Origin of the sequence: Pseudoalteromonas sp. SR41-4, from assembly GCF_014163985.1 — a bacterium.
Classification (GTDB): Bacteria; Pseudomonadota; Gammaproteobacteria; order Enterobacterales; family Alteromonadaceae; genus Pseudoalteromonas; species Pseudoalteromonas rhizosphaerae.
Window position 1 is genome coordinate 1 of sequence record NZ_JACJEI010000003.1, and the last position, 18158, is coordinate 18158.

Consider the following 18158-nt stretch of genomic DNA (forward strand, 5'->3'; position numbering starts at 1 on the left):
AGCACTGAGCCTGATGATAATAAAGGCTTCAATTGTGCTTGAATATTTTCTTTTGTATTTCGTTCTAAAACCTTGTGAGATATAGCACCACTACGATCAAGAGCAATGAAAATAGGAACTTTTTCGATTTTTCCACCGCCACGTTTACGTGACTTACGGTTAATAGCCCTCTTACCTTTAAAAGATTCTGGTAAAGATGTTTCATCAGCTTCAATAACACCCGTTAGTACTGAAGGATTAAAGCTGGCAGGGGCTTTAATAAACATATGTCGCCAACGAAATGACGTTCTAAGTGTTATATCCAAAGCTTTAGCTGATTTTCTAAGGGATACGCCTTCCAACATTAATTTGGTATATTCGATCCACTTCTCAGCCTTTTTCATTCGGTAAAGTGGTGAGTCTGCAAGTGCATTAAATGTTTTGTTGCATGATTTGCACTTAAAGCGCTGAATTCCTTGCTTTGTCATTCCCCAACGATTTAGATTATGTGAATCACAATGGGGGCAATGAGATATTGATTCCTCATGGTCGGCAATAGCTTGACCTACTTGGTTAGTGGCAATATTTGATTCAACTTCGTGGCGAAGCTTTTTAAGTTGAGCGTAATTTAAGTTGGTAATGTGATGTAGTATATTTTGAAACTGCTTGGAAGCCATATTGCACCTGCCGTTGTTGGGTTTCAGTACATTAACTATAGTTCACCAACACCGAAAGACAACATAGCCTTTTATATACAGTTTAACAGGAGTTGCTATGTATGACCCGGGCAAGAAAAAAGCTTATTGATTTAGCGTCCACATCTTATTATCACTTAATTTCACGATGCGTTAGGCGAGCGTTTTTGTGTGGTGATGATAAATACACAGGTAAAAACTTTGATCACCGTAGAGTGTGGTTAGTAGAGCGAATTAAGTTACTAAGTAGCGTTTTCGCTATAGAGATAGCTGCCTACGCGATAATGAGCAATCACTACCACCTTGTTGTGAACGTCAATAGACGTCAAGCACTTGATTGGTCTGATGATGAAGTAATTGAACGCTGGTATCAACTTTATAACGGCCATGTTTTAGTTGATCGTTACTTAAATGGTGAGCAGCTAGATAAGGCGAGTGTGCTCTTTTTTGATGAGATCATCGCTAAATGGCGCGCAAGGCTTTATGACATCAGCTGGTATATGAAAAACCTTAATGAGTACATTGCCCGCGAGGCCAATAAGGAAGATAACTGCACGGGCAAGTACTGGGAAGGGCGCTATAAGTCACAGGCATTATTAGATCAAACCGCAGTACTCAGTTGCATGGCCTACGTTGATTTGAATCCTATCAGAGCAAACATAGCCGATACGCTTGAAGACAGTGATTTTACCTCAATTCAAGAGCGTATAGCGCATTTCAAAGCCTTTACCACAGACACGGTCAAAGCAAATAAACCCCTCAAACAAAAAGATACTGTTCAACATGAAAGTCAACCAGCACAGCTAAAGCAATTTGGTGGTAATCATATTAAAGGCACGATCCCCTTTGCCTTACTGGATTACATTGAATTAGTCGACTGGAGTGGCCGCCAGATAGATCCAAAGAAAAAAGGGCATATCAACAAAAGCATACCAAAAGTGCTCCTGACGTTGAATATAGAAGAAGCGCAATGGCTTGAATCAATTCAACGTTTCAGGCAGCAGTACTCAAATTTTGCAGGCAGCAAACAACGGTTAAAGCAGCAAGCCGCCAGCAACGATGTAAAATGGTACAAAGGCGCAGGTTGAACAGTTGCATTTTTATTGGTTTGTTTAAAAAACACGATATTAAATAAAGTGATGACCTAGCTTTGCCTTTATTTGCCTAAAACTCCTTCCAAGCCACTGAATTCTCAGTTTTGTAACTAACAGTGTGCAAAAAAATAATGATACGGTTACCCACAACGGAAGAGGTGCTAAATTTTCTGACACAAAATATGTGTCTGTCCTTTTTATTCTCTTTTTATTCTACTTTTTATTCTAGAAACACTGCAAAACACGATACATTAAGAAAGGGAAGTGCTTATCCACTCAAAGACGTCACTCTAACACCTTGCAAAAAACAATTAAAACATAGCTAAGTCCTCTTTATTTTACGTGAAATAGCAGTAACTGATTGAATCAAAATAGGAACTCAGCTATGGTCGGTACATCAATAAAAATAAATTTAAAACGAGTAATTCTATAGGCTCGTTATATTTTTTATTTAATTTGGTCGTAAACTGAATTTTTTAAATACAAAAAGGGAAGGTAGAATGCATAAAACAATAAAAATAATGATTATAGGGATTACTGCTATATATATTTCAGGTTGTTCTTTCCATGCCTCAAAATATGGCGCATCGTTTGAAAATATAGAGACACTTAAAAATTATAAGGGTGTACAAGTTGCTGTTAAGCCATTTACATCAGTAAAGCCAGGACAAAGTGGCATATCATGTAGAGGAGCTGGCTCAGTTGAGACTCCTAATAAAGAGTCTTTTGAAAGTTACATTCACAGTGCATTTGTTTCAGAGTTGAAAGTTGCAGGTGTATACGAAGAGCAATCGGAGATTATTTTAAATGGACATTTTACTGAAATAGACTTCAACTCCAATATAGGCAATGGGAAATGGATGTTTGAACTTACGGCATCATCAAACAATGATAACGCTGTGAAAATATCGACCAGACATGAGTTTTCAACCAATTGGGTCGCAGATAAAGCCTGTCAACAAGTTGCTCAAGAATTTTCACCTGCTGTTCAGCTTTTGATTCGCGATTTAATTACACACCCTAAATTTAAAGAGTTAATTGCTCCTGTAAAAACAGAGCTAGTCACAAAAATATAGCATATATTGATCTTAACTACTGTCATTAGACATTAGAGTTTTTTTGGCCGTCCTCATACCGTGACGGTCAAATTTAAATCAAGTAATTGGCTTGATATATGCTCTAGCGAATTATGAAACATCTAATCAAACTATATCTTGTTTTGCTCATGATAGGCTGTGCTTCAACCATGAAGCATTAACTACCTGGAGGAAGTTCTCAACTAGAAAGGTTGTGGATTTTAACGAGAAATCTGATGTTCCAAATTGGGCTAGTAAGAATAAGAGTATAATTGAATCACATTTATTTGTTTGCGAAACTTGTTTTGGTCAAAAAGTGCAGGTACATATAAACCTTGAAGATAATGGTTATCTAAATTTTTCTAAGTTGTGTGTTCTACAGGCTAAAAATAGCTAGAAAAAGAAGCGTTAAAAGCTATTTAAGTATAGGAACCGTTTGATATTTCAAATATAAGTAAAGCAGACAAAAAAGTAGTGATAAATATAGTCTTTACCTCCGCTCCAGAAAAGAGCAGATAATCGGTTAGCCTGAGCTTTCTAATCCCTAGCCCAACAACATCTATGATGCGCTTTTAATTAACAGGAAGTGCAGTGGATGGTTCATCTTCCGTAATAAATATTATTCTAAACCTACGGTTAACTTGTTAGATAAAATCATGGTCAAAATAGACTGTCAATGAGGCAATGACAACCTTTTATATTTTACGTAAATCGAAGTAACCGATTGAATCAAAATAGGAACTCGCCTATGGTTAAACTATCAATAAAAATAAATTAAATACGAGTTATTCTACAGATTGATTATGGCTTACTAAAAATAGTTGCAAGGATGGTGAAATGGTTAGGTTTTATCTAGTACTTACTTTATTAGGCATTTTATTGCCCTATGGCGCATTTGTTCCTTGGGTAGTTACAAATGGCTTAGATCTTGGTCTCTTGTTTAATGATGCGGTGACAAATTCTATCAGCGTATTTGCTTGGCTTGATGTTGTAGTGTCTGCCGTTGTTTTGTTGGTTTTTATCATTGTCGATGGTCGCAGAAATAAAGTGACATATCGATATTTTGCTGTGCTGGGCACGTTGTTTGTGGGTGTGTCGTTTGGGCTTCCACTTTATCTTTACCTCAAAGAAAAGCAGTCCCTTGAATCACAGCCCTAACAAATAAGTTATGGCGTTAATAGTTATCTTCAAGTATCTGGCGGTTTTTATATTTTATTACTTATTGGTACTGAATTTAAAATCGCCATAATTTTCCAGATGTAAGCAATGGGACGTAGTTACTGGTGGTAGCCCTATTTTTAGCGCTATTGGTACTTCAATGGTGTTATTTATTTCGATACTAATGCCATTTATAGTGCTTTGTATCATTGATATTAAATGCAAAAAGCGGATAGAACTTTTTTACTTTTATAAATGCCATGCTGCTGGTCGGATCTGTAAAAGGCGTTAATTAAAGTAAAAAGCCTTTTTAAAATCTAAAACATAAGATTACACATTCATGGCTTTTTGTTTCCTAGCGCTATCTATTTTATGCGTTTTTCCATTTTGTAAGATAGTAATTTTACGCCAACCAATTTGGCAATACTTACTGCTGCTAAGTGTTATAACTGCCTATTATCAGGAATATATAAACTTATACGCAGTTATTGTTATTGTGTTTTATTTAGGCTTATTGCACTTTTCGGTATCTGCAACCTCTGCGTTAATACGCAGTATCTTAACGCCTTTATTTGTAATAGCCTCACTTGGTTTAGCCTTACATTGGTTCCCCGGTTTTAATAACCAGCCTATTGTTGTTAATGAACAGCTTACTAGCAATGCGATTACATTTACCCTGTATGCTAATTTCGATAAAGCATTAGCGGGTTTGATGCTGAGCGCTTATTTTTTTACAAAAAATAAAACGCTAAAACCAATAATGGTAGGGCATCCACTTTTGATTATTGCTATCACGATTTTAGCTGCACTCATCACTGCTTTAATATTGGGCCTTATGGAGTTTGCGCCTAAAGTACCCGAATTTTGGTTTTTATTTATAGCAATTAATCTATTTTTTACCTGCGTTGCAGAAGAGGCGTTATTTAGAGGGATAATACAAACTAAGCTTTCGAAAGTGATAATCTCGGCTCGGTTTGCATTACTAGCGCCTGTGGTCACTACTGGTTTATTTTCACTCGCACACTTTTCAGCTGGAGCTAGTTACATGCTAGTGGCAGCTGTTGCAGGTTTTGGCTATGGATACATTTTTTATAAAACTCAGCGTTTAGAGTGGGCTATTTTATGCCATTGGTTCGTTAATGTGTTTCACTTTTTCTTATTTACTTACCCTATGCTTGCAACACCCTCTTATTAAATAACTATATGCTATCAAGTACTGATGGTGTCATTTAGGTTCATGATTTTATGTGAAATAACTAAAGAATTTGTTCTGTGCATCACAGAAAACATTGCTATTTATTACTACGACTACTGCTTATCCGCCTCTGGGCTTACTAAAGGAAATGTCATCTACTTAAAAGCAGATTCACAACATGCCCATGATTTTTAAGGAGAAATTAGTTTCAAAGGCTGTGTTAAATATAGAAGTTAAGTACTGGGTTGAGGTAGAAAACGATCTTAATACAAAATTCGTTAATCTTCCCTGCAGTGAATAATTTACTTGAATTTATTGTGCAAATATTAGTTAGCAATAAGTGATCGAGAGTTAAACTAGCTCCCAATCTTCGCTTACTTGAGGTTATTTGCTCAGCTTTAGAAACTCGATATAGCTCATAAGTAAGAAACGTTTAAATGTCTTTATCATGATAAAAAATAGCCTTATTTGGTAAATATCATTAAAAAAGATCCATCAGCGCGATAATGGACATTAATAAACTGCTTGACATAATATGTCGAGGTGTTTACTTTTAATACATCAAACTGAAAGGGAAGTTTAAATGGAACTTTGGAATTTTTTTACGAACTTTATCGTGCAGTCTATCGCCTTTTTTACTCAAGAAGTCGGGCTAAGCCAAGCTTTAGCTATTATTTTATTTACACTAATTGGTCGCTTAGTTTTAATGCCGATTAACTTGTTAGCGATGGCCAAAACCGTTAGTAACAAAAAGGCGATAGCTGTATTAAAGCCTGAGCTTGATGAAATAAAAAACAAATATAAAGATCAACCCAGTGCAATAGCTAAATCTACAATGGCGCTCTATAAAAAGCACAACATTAAATTTATTGATAAAAAGAGTGTGTTAAATATGGCAGGTCAAGGTTTATTTGGCTTTGGTACGTTTCAAGCTCTTCAACAAATCGTGTTTAATAGTAAGTTTGCGTGGATTGCGAGCATAGCAAAACCCGATATTGCACTTTCATTGTTGGTGGGTGTGATCACTTATTTTTCTATGGCGATGATGCCTGGAACTGCTGAGCAAACCAGTACCTTATTATTTATTATTCCAGCTGTGATTTGTGTTATTACCTTAATAAACTTCCCCTCTGCTATTGGTTTATATTGGGCAACATCAAGTGGTACAAGTTTATTGCAATCTTTATTACTCAATAATTACTTTCAAAATAAAACAGCCGGTAAAACTATTTAGTTTTAACGTATGAAAATAATATTTTTTGGCTGTTTCAATAGCCTAAAAAGTAATTGGACTATTGAAAAGCTTATGAGCAGGGGTTAATAAACGACTGCCTTTACTGTTCATTTTTCAAATTAGCTGGTTCTAATAAACTAAACGTCGGTAAGCGCCATTTGAAGCGTACCGATGCCATGCGTATTAAATACCCTACAACTAGGCTTGTAATAACGCTGATGTTGTCATCAATGTTGTAGTGGTGTAGTGCTAGATATAAACAAGCTACAATCAGTGCTACGCTGGCGTAAAGCTCATGATGTAATACTAGCGGCGCTTGGCGACAAATTAAATCACGTAATAATCCACCAAATACGCCGGTAACAATAGCAGCGACTACACAAATACCATAGTGCAAACCCATATTAAGCCCTACTTGGCAGCCAATAATACTAAATGCGGCAAGCCCAAGGGCATCTAAACGCATAAAAATGCCTTTAAATTTAACCACCCATTTTGCAAGCCAAGTTGTAATAATACCGGCAACGCAGGTGATCAATAAATATTCTGGATGTTTTACCCAAGTTAAAGGGTAATTGCCAAGTAAAATATCGCGTACGCTGCCACCACCAATTGCAGTGGCACTGGCTACTAACATAACCCCAAACCAATCCATGTTTCTGCGCCCAGCACTCAGCGCACCGGTCATGGCTTCGGCTGTAATACCAATAATATAAACAATAGTTAATAGCATAAGATATTCACTTGAATTTTTAAGAGCAAAAATAAAAGTGCGATTGTAGAGAGAAAGTAATAAAAAGACGAGTGAGAAATTACACTAAAAATGCTCAGTTTCAGATAAAAAAAACTAATGTGAAATTAACGTGTGAATTGGCTGTTAATAGCACGTTTACCTAGCGTGTAATTATAAAAAAATAAGGACAAAAGACCGTAAATAATGTAATAAAATATATGTAGTTAGCTGGAACCTCGTGCAATTAATCGTGGCGTTAGTAGGGTGCTTTGCACTTGTTCACCACGAATTAGTTTTAGTAAGTTTTCAACTAACATTTGTCCTGCAATTGTGGTGTTTTGCTCTATGGTTGTGAGTGGCGGGTTTACATAGCTGGCAATCGAAATATTATCAAAACCTATCACGGCTACATCTTTTGGCACGTTAATATTGGCTTCTTTTAAGGCGCGTATTGCACCTATAGCAATCAGATCGCTAGCTGCGAAAAGGGCATTAAAGGTAATATTGTTGGCAATAAGCGAACGTGTGGCATGATAACCAGACTCTTCGGTCGAAATCGCATTCGCTATTTTTCGCTCGCTTAAGGTAATAGCATGTTGTTTTAACTTGTCTTTAAAGCCATTAAAACGGGCAAAAAATTCAGGGCTATGATCAGATGCATCACCAATAAACGCGCAGTCTGTGCGGTTTTGGGAAATTAAATGCGTAGCAGCAAGTTGGCCGCCGCCATAGTTATCACAGCTAATTGTTAAATCGGCACGATTATCTACCGTCGCTCCCCAGCATACAAATTTGGTGTTTTGTTCAAGCAAGGTATTAAACTTAGGCTGAAAATCAATGTAATCGCCATAACCTAATAAAATAATACCATCAGCACGGTGACTGTCTTCGTAGTCCGCTTGCCAATCTGAGCTTGCAGATTGAAACGATACCAATAAGTCATACCCTTCTTTTGCGCAAGCACGCGTTATGCTGCCCAGCATCGCTAAAAAGAACGGATTGATTTGTGATTCATCTGCTGTGGGATCTTCAAACAGTAACAAAGCCAATGTACTACTTTGTTGAGTTCGAAGGTTACTCGCATTTTTATCTACTTTGTAGTTAAGCTGTTTGGCTACCTCAAAAACACGTTTGCGGGTTTCTTCATTAACCAATGGACTGTTGCGCAAGGCGCGCGAGACAGTGGATTGTGATACCCCTGCATAGTGTGCAATGTCAAACGATGTAGCTTTACCTTTCATACACAACCTAACTATTTCAATTAACTAAAGTGCAAATAACTCGTGTCATTCTCGTTTATTTGCTGATTTTTACAAGCTATTTATCAGTAATTTATCAGTAATTTAAAATTTTTATTGATTCAACCCTGACACCGGTGTCATAATGCGGGTGTTTTATCATTTTGTTGTCAAAACGTATTGGCTGCCCATTTAGTTGGGCAGCATTTTTTATACTAGAGTAACTACTTTGAGGTGATAGCTCAAAGTTTATCTCATAGCGATAGCAAGACCATTGAAATTAAAATAATAAGCACGGTTATAGCTAAGTATATAAACCGCTTAGACAAAAGAGAAAACACGATGAACTCCAAGCCAAATTCAGAATTCGATCCTATCTTAGTGGCCGACATCGGCGGCACTAATGCCCGTTTTGCTTTAATTACTGCTTTTAACCTACAAGAAAAACAATTCGTTATTGAGCATAATATCATTTTCCCCAGTGCCAATTTTGGTTCATTGGAAGCGGCAATAACGCATTATTTATCTCAAGTTAGTCATATTCAACCTCGACGCGCGTGTCTAGCCGTGGCTGGACCGATAAAAGCAGGCCAAGTACATTTAACTAATTTAGGTTGGCACTTTAGTGTCGAACAAGTAAAAGCTGAGTTTAATTTAGCTCAACTGGAAGTGATCAACGATTTTGCTGCGTTTGCCTATGCAGCACCTTATTTAGATCCACAACAAAACATTGCAGTTAAAGCAGGACAAGCCGATACTGATGCAAATATTGCAGTCATGGGTCCGGGCACTGGTTTTGGTGCGGCGTGTTTAGTACGTACTAGCCAATCACGTGCTGTTTTGAGTTGTGAAGGTGGGCATATAACGTTGGCGTCAGTGAGTGAATTAGATACTCAGCTGATCATCGAGTTACGTAAGCTATTGCCACATGTATCGGTCGAAACAGTATTTTCAGGGCCGGGTATTGCTCATTTGTATCAAGCCATGGCAGCTGTAAAAGGTGTCGATGCTAAGAATTTAACCGCTGCACAAATTAGCGAATTAGCAAATAGTGGTGAATGTGCAATTTGCGATGCTACGTTAAATCAATTTTGTGATTGGATTGGCAGTGTCGCAGGCGATTTAGCACTGGCATTTGGTGCGTTAGGTGGTGTGTATATTGGTGGCGGTATTTTACCGCGTATGCAAGCTCGTTTACTTGCTAGTCGTTTTGTTGAGCGTTTTGGTGCTAAAGGGATCATGTCGCAGTATGTGAGCCAAATACCAGTGACGTTAGTCACACAAGATAATATTCCACTTATTGGTGCTGCTGCATGTTTGCACGTCAATGAGCAGTCATAATACATCGCTCATAGGGGTGTTATTGGGAAGGTTGGATGAAGAAAGTTACAATAAATAGTGTCGCAAGTTATGCTGGGGTCTCTAAAAAAACCGTGTCTCGGGTTTTAAATAATGAACCTAATGTTAGTGATGCAACCCGTGAAAAAGTTCTTAAGGTTTTTAAAGAGCTAGATTACACTCCTAACCCGATCGCCCGCGGTTTGGCGCAAAATCGTAGTTTTATTATTGGTTGCATTTACGATAACCCGAGTAAAAGTTATATCACCCGAGTGCAAACCGGTGCGCTTGCTGCGTGTCAAGAAAACAACTATAACTTGTTAATCCACCCATGTGATTTACGTGGTGATGCGTTGATCAGTAATATTGAGCATTTACTACAATCTTCTCGTCTTGATGGCTTGGTATTGACGCCGCCATTTTCAGATTTTAAGGTATTAGTCGATTTTCTCAAAAGTAAAAAAATTCCGTATGCACGAGTTGCATCAGCAGTGCTTGAAGACGATTCAATTTCAGTACGCAGTAATGATGAGCAGGGCGCATTTGAGATCACTGAGCACTTAATTAAGCTTGGTCATAAAGCGATCGCGTTTATTAAAGGCCACCCAGATCACAGTGCCACTGAGCAGCGTTTCAAAGGTTATCGCAGAGCACTTAGTACGCACGGCATTGAATTTAATGAACGTTTGGTTGAAGAGGGTAACTTTAGTTATCATTCTGGGGTCGATAGTGCGCGCAGCATTTTAGACTTAACCCCACGTCCAACCGCGGTATTTGCATCAAATGATTACATGGCTGCGGCGGTATTAAAATTGGCAACACAACGTCAATTTAAAGTACCCGATGATATTTCTATCGCGGGGTTTGATAATGCGCCAATCGCTCGTCATATTTGGCCTGGTCTTACTACCATAGCGCAACCGGTTGAAGAAATGACTAAACAAGCGGTTACTAAATTGATTGAGCATATTGGTGATCCGCAAGAGCAACCGTATCAGGTTACGCTTGAAGCGCGATTAATCACACGCGAGTCTACCGCACAAGTTAGATAAAGGCTTTTCACAGTTGCCCGAGTTTGAGTGACGCTTACTCGGGCATTTTTTTGCTTAACAAAGTAGTCTGCATGTTGTTGCTATCTGGGTTTTTTTATCCGCTCATAGGTACTTACGATTGATATCATTTAGATTATAAAAAGATATTATAATCAATAAATTAAAGTAAAAACTCCTCACATTTTCTAGCACTCCAGCAACACAATTTAGCGACCAAGCTAGATCCCCTTATGAAAAATTATTTTCGTTCATTATTTGGTCATTTAAAATATTTAAACTAAATTTATAGGATAGGGTTGACACCGGTGTCACAGTCATGCGTTAATACAGTGACACCGGTGTCAGGTTGATTGTGAGAGACAACCTGCCAACGTATACCTTTGAACGGGTAAATCAAAGATGCTCAGTGCAAGTTCATTCGTGGAGTATGCACTTGCCACTGAGCCTTTATCCTCTAACCTTAGAGATGAGTCGAATTTTATGTTACATCCTCGTATTCAAGAAGTCACCGAACGCGTCATTGAACGCAGTAAAGCTACTCGCCAAGCCTATTTAGAACGCATCAATCATGCAAAAAAACAAACAAGAGTTCGTTCTGGTTTAGGTTGTGGCAATATCGCCCATGTTATGGCTGCGTGTAGCAGTGATGATAAAGCACGTTTAAAAGCTGATGAGCAACCAAACTTAGCGATTATCAATTCATATAACGATATGCTATCTGCGCACGTGCCATACAAAGATTATCCAGATTTAATTAAAGACATTGCTACAAAGTACGATGCCACAGCTCAAGTTGCAGGCGGCGTGCCAGCCATGTGTGATGGCGTAACTCAGGGCCGTGATGGCATGGAGTTATCACTTTTTTCTCGTGATGTAATTGCGATGTCGACAGCTATTTCATTATCACACGATGTGTTTGATGGCGTATTTTGCTTAGGTGTGTGTGACAAAATTGTCCCTGGTCTATTAATTGGTGCTTTATCATTTGGTCATCTACCGGTGTACTTTTTGCCAGCAGGCCCGATGCAGTCAGGCATTCCAAATAAAGAAAAAGCCCGTATTCGTCAAAAGTTTGCTCAAGGCTTAGTAAGCCGTGATGAGCTTTTAGAAGCGGAGAGTGCGTCTTATCACAGCGCGGGTACTTGTACGTTTTACGGTACTGCAAACAGTAACCAAATGTTGATGGAAATTATGGGCTTGCACCTTCCTGGTAGCTCGTTCATCAATCCATATACAGAATTGCGTGATGGTTTAACCGGTAATGCGGTAGAAACCATGCTTAAACAATTGATTCAAAGTAAAGATGCTAATTGCTTAGCGGATGTTGTAACTGAAAAAACCATTATTAATGGTTTAGTTGGTTTGTTAGCAACGGGTGGCTCTACGAATCATGCAATTCACTTAGTGGCAATTGCCAAAGCGGCAGGCGTTGAGCTGACATGGAAAGATATGTCGGATTTATCAGAAGTGGTGCCACTGCTAACACGTATTTATCCAAATGGTTCTGCTGATGTAAATCATTTCCAAGCAGCCGGCGGCATGGGTTTCCTTATGAGAGAACTCGTTGGTGCAGGGTTCTTGCACAATGACGTTAAAACCATTGTTGGCGAAGGTCTCGAGGCGTATACCCAAGAACCACGTTTAGATACTGACAGTAACCTGATCATGACGAGCGCAACAGGCCCAAGCAAAGTTAAATGGGTACCGTGTCCAGAGAATTCATTAGACGAAGATGTGCTTCGTCCAATTGACAACCCATTCAGTAAACAAGGTGGCTTACAGTTACTAACTGGTAACTTAGGTAAAGCCGTGATCAAAGTGTCTGCGGTTGCAGTTGAACATCAAGTTGTTACAGCACCAGCAAAAGTTTTTGCTTCACAAAGTGCATTACAAGAAGCCTATACACGCGGTGAGCTAAACCAAGACTTTATTGCTGTACTGAAAGAGCAAGGTCCAAAAGCCAAAGGCATGCCAGAGCTGCATAAGCTCACGCCAGTAATGGCAACCTTGCAAGATGAAGGTTACAAAGTAGCGATCGTAACTGATGGTCGTATGTCAGGCGCATCAGGTAAAGTGCCAGCGGCAATCCACTTAGCACCAGAGGCTGTTGAAGGCGGCATTATTGCTAAGATTCAGGAAGGTGATTTAATTACTCTTGATGCACCAGCAGGTATCTTAAGAGTACATGTAAGTGATGAAGAATTAGCACAACGTGAATTACAACTTAGCGTACCTAGCTTAACGTTTGGTACGGGCCGAGAGTTGTTCACCGGATTTAGAAATATCGTAAGTAGCGCAGACATGGGCGCTAGCGCCTTTGGAATAGAATAATAATTCGCCAAACTGGGTATGAGGAACACACTATGAGCATAGAAAAAATATTATCATCGGCACCGGTAGTGCCAGTGGTGGTAATTGATAATTTAGAAGATGCAGCGCCACTAGCAAGAGCGCTATATAACGGCGGTCTAAAAGCACTTGAAATTACACTGCGTACACCGATTGCTGCAGAAGCTGTAAAGCTAATGAAAGCCGAAGTACCAGAAGCCTATGTTGGCACCGGGACTGTGGTAGATAAAGCAAGCTTTGATGCATCAGTTGCCGCAGGTGCTGATTTTATGGTGAGCCCAGGCGTAAATGATGAACTTTTAGCACTGGCAAAAGGCACTGATATTCCATTTCTACCGGGCGCCGCAACGCCAAGTGAAGTGATGAAATTAGCCAGTCACGGATTTAAGTTTTTAAAGTTCTTTCCAGCAGAAGCTGCAGGTGGAACAGCAATGCTTAAATCGATTGGTGGGCCATTACCACAAGTAACATTTTGTCCAACCGGTGGCATTAGCCTAGCAACAGCACCAAGTTACTTAGCACTTAGCAATGTTATTTGTGTTGGTGGTACCTGGATGCTAGATAAACAACTAATTGAAAATAAAGACTGGCAAGCCATTGAAGCGCTTGCTCGCCAAGCAAGTGAAGTTAAATAATTTAAGTGGAGTTTTGAAATGATTAATGTAGCAATTAATGGCTATGGCCGTATCGGTCGCAATGTTCTACGCGCGCTTTATGAGTCTGCACAAAATAATGAAATTAAAATTGTCGCAATTAACGACTTAGCACCCGCTAATGTTAATGCACATTTAACACAATATGATTCAGTGCATGGGCAATTTTCTCATAAAGTAACGCTTGCTGATAACACCATGCTGATTGGCGACGACGTTATTACTCTTACCCAAGAACGCGATCCAGCTAACCTACCATGGAAAGCATTAAACGTTGATATCGTTTTAGAATGTACGGGTTTTTTCACTAAGCGTGAAGATGCTGCAAAACATATTACAGCGGGCGCGAAAAAAGTAATCGTTTCAGCCCCTGGTACTGATTTAGATGCAACTGTTGTTCACGGTGTAAACAGTGATGTGATCACTGCAGATAGCAACATTATTTCTAATGCTTCATGTACAACTAACTGTTTAGCACCAATTGCCAAAGCAATTAACGATACAGTCGGTATTGAGCAAGGTAGCATGACGACAATCCATGCTTACACTAATGACCAAAACTTGTCAGACGTTTATCATCCTGATCTGTATCGAGCGCGAAGTGCAACGCAGTCAATGATCCCAACTAAAACTGGTGCTGCTAAAGCGGTTGGTTTAGTGTTACCTGAGCTTGCTGGTAAACTTGATGGTATGTCAGTTCGTGTACCTACAATCAACGTATCATTGGTTGATTTTACGTTTATTACAAAGCGTGAAACAACTGCTACAGAAATCAATGAAATCATGAAAGCAGCATCTGTTGGTTCCATGAAAGATATTTTACAATACAACGATCTACCGCTTGTTTCTATTGACTTTAACCATAACCCAGCGTCGTCAATCTTTGATTCTACGCAAACGAAAGCTGATGGCAAACTAGTTAAAGTGATGGCTTGGTACGATAACGAATGGGGTTTCTCAAACCGTATGTTAGACCAAGTTAAAGCGTTAGGTCAGTACTTGTAATAAGTACTACGTAAAAATTTAGCTTTATCCAACCAAGCCGCGACTATCGCGGCTTTTTTGTGTCTAGCGCTGGGCTGTAGATATGGTATTCTGCGAGCTGTTTTAATACCAATCGACTTAAATATTTAACCATGCTAGCGAGCTAAATAAAGCGCTATCTGCGTTATGATTTTCATGTAGAACAACTACATGTCAAAATTTACGCCTTGTTATCACTGTATTTATCTGTCGCTATAAATGGTTAGTAACTTAACACGATTGGTATAAAAGGAATTACTAATGAAAAATACTCTAAAAACTCACCTGTTCCGTACTAACCACCTACAAATAGGTGAAGGTAATATTAGCGGTTATATCGGCTGCTTTTTAGCGATGCTGTCTTGTTTAGGCGTGCTCGCCTTTCATTTTCCAGAATATTTAACCACACCGGAACTGAGAAAGAGCTACAGTGTAGAATTTTTACGTCAACTGATGTTTGGTGCGCTTATCGTGGCCGGTAGTTTGGGATTACTTAACTTTGTACGTAACAAAAATAAACGTTTAGGTGCAACTGCGTGGTTTTTTATTGTGCTGGCCATTGCGTTTGGCGGCCCTAATGTTGAGGTGAATGATTTTGCTGATAACACACCCTATATAGGCCTAGACTGGTTTATATTAGATTTATTGGGTTCAACCTTAATATTTATTCTCATTGAAAAGCTGTTACCGCACCGCAAAGAACAAAAGATATTACGCAGTGAATGGCGCGGTGATCTAAACCACTTTTTTGTTAACCATTTGATTATTGGGTTTGTGTTCTTAGTGACTAATCACTTTGTGCACTATGGTTTTGGTTGGGCAGTGTCAAGCACTGTGCAGGGCTACATCAGTCAATTACCTTTTATATTGCAAGTCCTGTTAATTATTTTAGTCGCTGATTTGATGCAGTACTTTGTACACCGCGCTTATCATGAAGTGCCTTATTTATGGCGTTTTCATGGTATTCATCACAGTGCAAAAGAAATGGACTGGCTTGCAGGCTCTCGCCAGCACATTTTAGAGATTTTAGTGACGCGCAGTTTAGTACTTACGCCTATTTTCGTGCTGGGTTTTTCGCAACAAGTGATCAGCTTATATGTGATAATCGTGGGTTTTCAGGCGGTATTTAACCATGCCAATGTACGGGTGAAATTTGGTTGGTTGAAATATTTATTGGTTACGCCACAGTTTCATCATTGGCATCACTCTTCAGATAAAGCGGCCATTGACCGTAATTATGCTGCGCACTTTTCATTGTTAGATTATGTTTTTGGCACAGCCGTAAAAGGCCAACAAGAATGGCCAGAAGCTTATGGCGTAGTCGGGGACTATGTACCAACTGGGATGTTAAAACAGCAGCTGTTTCCGTTTAAAAAGCAAAAATAGTCGCGATATGGGAATCCTTTCAATTTAGTGTTTTCGATAGTAGTCATATTTTATCGAGTATTGGTATGGACAGATAATAACCAAAAAATATATTGCTAAAAAAGGTACTAGTAGTAATAATTGATAACTGAAGGAATATGTATTACTAGCGACTTTTTTGAAACTAATTAAACACAAGGATTCTATTTTGCAATTTAAATCATTTTTAGTGAGCTTATCTATTTTAGCCGCAAGTGGATGCGGTGGCTCTTCTGGAGACAGTCAAGACACAAAGCCACCTGCTATTTCAGAGCAAACGTTTACGCTCAAAATAACAGCCAATGGTGTTGCCGCAGGACTTGAAGTGTCATGGATGGATAACAAAGCGAAGCTTACTGCAGACAAGGTTATTGAACTGAGCGCAACGTCAAAAACATTTGTACAACCAACCTTATTAGCTATACCAGAAAGTATCACGTGCGACACACAGCTGAGCAATACAACAACGTTGAATTATAGCCTTGCTGTTAAATGTGTATCTTCTCAGGCGAGTTTTGCACAAACAACCCCTTATTCATACCCTGTAACTATTCGTTATGGCGAGCAAAGTATTCAGTTAAAAGACTCTCCAGTCTCGGTTCCACCACTTACAATGATTGAGCCTGAAATTACAGCGCTTGGCGGGCCACAGATTTGTGAAGTTGATGACTCCTCTAATCTTAAGTTTAAAGTAGCTTGCCGTCCTTATACTGTGGTGTATGAAAAACGTAAATTGTATTTGGTGTTTAGTGAACAAGAAAAGCAATTATTGTTTGATAACCCCGACAAAGAGCGGTTAATTGAATCTGAATATTTATGGTTTGATGAGCAAGTTTGGTTTATTACTGAAGGCGCCTCTACGCAATACAAATTACACTCTGCTTCTTTTGATAATGGCCAATTAGGTAATTATAAAATCCATGATATTAACGCTTCAAGTCTAGCTATTTCAGGCGGTAAACTATTTGCGTTAACGTCTTTTCCTGATGGTGTTTATAGTTGGCAAAGTGGTAAATGGAAAGCAGTATCTAACCTAATCAACGATGGGGTTTTGAAAAGTGAATTTATTGCAAATAATCAAGACCTTTATCTAGCGCTTGAAGATAATAATGAGGTTTCATCAAAATCGTATATACAGATCATAAATGCTCAGATCCGAGGGAGAACTGTATTGAGTAAGCAGATCAGTACATTTAGTCATACACCATTTTTTGAATATGATGACATCACATTTGGTCTAGGTTTTGGTACTGATGAGCAGTTGCTTATAAATGTAATGGACGTTATACCAAGTGCGCGCGATGACGCTGTGTTTTCATTGAATAATGTACGCAATGCTACTATTTGGCAAAATGGTAATAACCAGTTCTTATTTACAAACCAAGACAGTGGCATTGAACAGTTTAAATTCACACGAGAACAAGTAGAGACAAGTACTGCATTCGATTTAACCGCGTTAAGACAAATAACTCCTGATTGGATTGGCGGCGACTTAGATACTTTACTAGCGGGTGATTTTGTTGAGACAGCATCGATAAAATATGCCGTGCTTAAATATTTACGTAAGGCTGGTACAGAGCAGTCAGAATTGCAGTTGCAATCACGGTTAAATACCACTCAACCGATCAGAGTTTATAATGAAACATGGCGCACAATTGCGAGTTATGCACGAAGTAATACTAAAAAAATAACTCCTATTGTGAGTGAACAAGGCTATTTATTGGTTTATGTAGGTGATGCGTCATCTAATCAATCTACGGGGCAACTGTGGGCCCTATCAGCGGATAAAGAGTATTTGATCAAAGCTGATGTGTCATGGGAAAGTTATTCAATGAAAGACTTTCATTTTGAGACTATTTCTGAAAAACACCTTGTGGTGTATAGCGAATTTGCCAACGAAGTCATTACAATAACGCTTGATTAACGCTATTTTATTA

The 18158-nt window shown here is 38.8% G+C and carries 15 protein-coding genes; 12 read left to right on the plus strand and 3 right to left on the minus strand.

The features are described 5' to 3' along the window. The coding region (locus H5180_RS03070) for an IS1595 family transposase (protein ID WP_182757649.1) at positions 1–656 on the minus strand (656 nt) is incomplete at its 3' end. Positions 657–757: 101 nt separating this feature from the next. On the opposite strand from H5180_RS03070, the gene H5180_RS03075 reads away from it, so the two are divergent. The 5 genes from H5180_RS03075 (at position 758) to H5180_RS03095 (ending at position 6431) form a co-directional block, all read left to right on the plus strand. Beyond that, entirely contained in the window at positions 758–1762 is a 1005-nt protein-coding gene (locus H5180_RS03075) for a transposase (protein WP_259399528.1), read from the plus strand. A 506-nt stretch (positions 1763–2268) separates the two neighbouring features. Then, the gene (locus H5180_RS03080) at positions 2269–2844 is read left to right on the plus strand and encodes a hypothetical protein (protein WP_182735207.1); all 576 of its coding nucleotides are present in this window, start codon (positions 2269–2271) and stop codon (positions 2842–2844) included. A gap of 837 nt (positions 2845–3681) precedes the next feature. Then, the gene (locus tag H5180_RS03085; protein WP_145233452.1) at positions 3682–4002 is read left to right on the plus strand and encodes a DUF2834 domain-containing protein; all 321 of its coding nucleotides are present in this window, start codon (positions 3682–3684) and stop codon (positions 4000–4002) included. A gap of 340 nt (positions 4003–4342) precedes the next feature. Further along, positions 4343–5197, plus strand: a complete 855-nt coding sequence (locus H5180_RS03090) for a CPBP family intramembrane glutamic endopeptidase (protein ID WP_182757650.1) — start codon at positions 4343–4345, stop codon at positions 5195–5197. A gap of 583 nt (positions 5198–5780) precedes the next feature. Next, a complete protein-coding gene (locus tag H5180_RS03095; RefSeq protein ID WP_182735209.1) occupies positions 5781–6431 on the plus strand; it encodes a membrane protein insertase YidC in 651 nt (216 codons plus the stop codon). Positions 6432–6531: 100 nt separating this feature from the next. Here the strand turns inward: H5180_RS03095 and H5180_RS03100 are convergent, their stop codons facing one another. Together H5180_RS03100 and H5180_RS03105 are read right to left on the minus strand one after the other, a co-directional pair. Continuing rightward, positions 6532–7164, minus strand: a complete 633-nt coding sequence (locus H5180_RS03100; protein ID WP_145233460.1) for a trimeric intracellular cation channel family protein — start codon at positions 7162–7164, stop codon at positions 6532–6534. A gap of 224 nt (positions 7165–7388) precedes the next feature. Continuing rightward, positions 7389–8405, minus strand: a complete 1017-nt coding sequence (locus tag H5180_RS03105) for a LacI family DNA-binding transcriptional regulator (RefSeq protein ID WP_182757651.1) — start codon at positions 8403–8405, stop codon at positions 7389–7391. A gap of 339 nt (positions 8406–8744) precedes the next feature. Here H5180_RS03105 and glk point away from each other — a divergent pair, with 339 nt between their 5' ends. The 7 genes from glk (at position 8745) to H5180_RS03140 (ending at position 18145) form a co-directional block, all read left to right on the plus strand. Next, complete coding sequence (gene glk / locus H5180_RS03110; RefSeq protein WP_145233464.1) at positions 8745–9743, plus strand: glucokinase; 999 nt, start codon at positions 8745–8747, stop codon at positions 9741–9743. 35 nt (positions 9744–9778) lie between these two features. Further along, positions 9779–10792: a LacI family DNA-binding transcriptional regulator gene (locus tag H5180_RS03115; RefSeq protein ID WP_145233466.1), complete on the plus strand. Its 1014-nt coding sequence runs from the start codon at positions 9779–9781 to the stop codon at positions 10790–10792. A 480-nt stretch (positions 10793–11272) separates the two neighbouring features. After that, complete coding sequence (gene edd / locus H5180_RS03120; RefSeq protein WP_182757652.1) at positions 11273–13123, plus strand: phosphogluconate dehydratase; 1851 nt, start codon at positions 11273–11275, stop codon at positions 13121–13123. Positions 13124–13155: 32 nt separating this feature from the next. Then, positions 13156–13776, plus strand: a complete 621-nt coding sequence (gene eda, locus H5180_RS03125; protein WP_145233470.1) for a bifunctional 4-hydroxy-2-oxoglutarate aldolase/2-dehydro-3-deoxy-phosphogluconate aldolase — start codon at positions 13156–13158, stop codon at positions 13774–13776. 18 nt (positions 13777–13794) lie between these two features. After that, positions 13795–14799 (plus strand): type I glyceraldehyde-3-phosphate dehydrogenase, encoded by a 1005-nt coding sequence (gap, locus tag H5180_RS03130; RefSeq protein WP_182757653.1) that lies wholly within the window; start codon positions 13795–13797, stop codon positions 14797–14799. Between the two features lie 279 nt (positions 14800–15078). Next, positions 15079–16203 (plus strand): sterol desaturase family protein, encoded by a 1125-nt coding sequence (locus H5180_RS03135; RefSeq protein ID WP_182757654.1) that lies wholly within the window; start codon positions 15079–15081, stop codon positions 16201–16203. Between the two features lie 187 nt (positions 16204–16390). Beyond that, positions 16391–18145, plus strand: coding sequence for a hypothetical protein (locus H5180_RS03140; protein WP_182757655.1), 1755 nt, complete (start codon positions 16391–16393; stop codon positions 18143–18145). The last annotated feature ends 13 nt before the right edge of the window (positions 18146–18158 follow it).

What these genes read in the sequence shown, in the direction of transcription:
- H5180_RS03075 (WP_259399528.1), top strand. Translation starts at nt 758, where the DNA reads ATGACCCGGGCAAGAAAAAAGCTTATTGATTTAGCGTCCACATCTTAT.
- H5180_RS03080 (WP_182735207.1), top strand. Translation starts at nt 2,269, where the DNA reads ATGCATAAAACAATAAAAATAATGATTATAGGGATTACTGCTATATAT.
- H5180_RS03085 (WP_145233452.1), top strand. Translation starts at nt 3,682, where the DNA reads ATGGTTAGGTTTTATCTAGTACTTACTTTATTAGGCATTTTATTGCCC.
- H5180_RS03090 (WP_182757650.1), top strand. Translation starts at nt 4,343, where the DNA reads ATGGCTTTTTGTTTCCTAGCGCTATCTATTTTATGCGTTTTTCCATTT.
- H5180_RS03095 (WP_182735209.1), top strand. Translation starts at nt 5,781, where the DNA reads ATGGAACTTTGGAATTTTTTTACGAACTTTATCGTGCAGTCTATCGCC.
- H5180_RS03100 (WP_145233460.1), bottom strand. Translation starts at nt 7,164, where the DNA reads ATGCTATTAACTATTGTTTATATTATTGGTATTACAGCCGAAGCCATG.
- H5180_RS03105 (WP_182757651.1), bottom strand. Translation starts at nt 8,405, where the DNA reads ATGAAAGGTAAAGCTACATCGTTTGACATTGCACACTATGCAGGGGTA.
- glk (WP_145233464.1), top strand. Translation starts at nt 8,745, where the DNA reads ATGAACTCCAAGCCAAATTCAGAATTCGATCCTATCTTAGTGGCCGAC.
- H5180_RS03115 (WP_145233466.1), top strand. Translation starts at nt 9,779, where the DNA reads ATGAAGAAAGTTACAATAAATAGTGTCGCAAGTTATGCTGGGGTCTCT.
- edd (WP_182757652.1), top strand. Translation starts at nt 11,273, where the DNA reads ATGTTACATCCTCGTATTCAAGAAGTCACCGAACGCGTCATTGAACGC.
- eda (WP_145233470.1), top strand. Translation starts at nt 13,156, where the DNA reads ATGAGCATAGAAAAAATATTATCATCGGCACCGGTAGTGCCAGTGGTG.
- gap (WP_182757653.1), top strand. Translation starts at nt 13,795, where the DNA reads ATGATTAATGTAGCAATTAATGGCTATGGCCGTATCGGTCGCAATGTT.
- H5180_RS03135 (WP_182757654.1), top strand. Translation starts at nt 15,079, where the DNA reads ATGAAAAATACTCTAAAAACTCACCTGTTCCGTACTAACCACCTACAA.